Annotated in this window: 1 pseudogene; it reads left to right on the top strand. The window is 65.8% G+C overall.

Annotated features, from left to right (window positions below):
- Window positions 1-406, top strand: a pseudogene (locus ACWTU8_RS33105) (type VI secretion system ATPase TssH); the annotation flags it as partial.

The following is a 406-nucleotide window of genomic DNA, read 5'->3' as shown; positions in this document are numbered from 1 at the left end:
CAAGCCCGCGCTCGCGCGCGGCGAGCTTCGCACCATCGCCGCCACGACGTGGGCCGAATACAAGCAGCATATCGAGAAGGATCCGGCGCTGACCCGTCGGTTCCAGGTGGTCAAGATCGAAGAGCCTTCCGAGACGGTGGCCGTGCTGATGCTGCGCGGTGTCGCCGGTGTTCTCGAGCAGCACCACAAGGTGCAGATCCTTGACGAGGCGATCGAGGCTTCGGTTTCGCTTTCGCACCGCTACATTCCAGCCAGGCAGCTGCCGGACAAGGCGGTCAGCCTCCTCGACACCGCCTGTGCCCGCGTTGCCGTTTCGCAGCACGCTACGCCGGCGGAGGTAGAGGACATTCTGCGCCGCCGTCAGGCGCTCGAGGTCGAGGAAGGCATCATCGGCCGTGAGGCAGCA

It is taken from the genome of Mesorhizobium sp. BHbdii (assembly GCF_053848045.1).
This window is presented reverse-complemented; position numbering and strand designations above follow the sequence as displayed.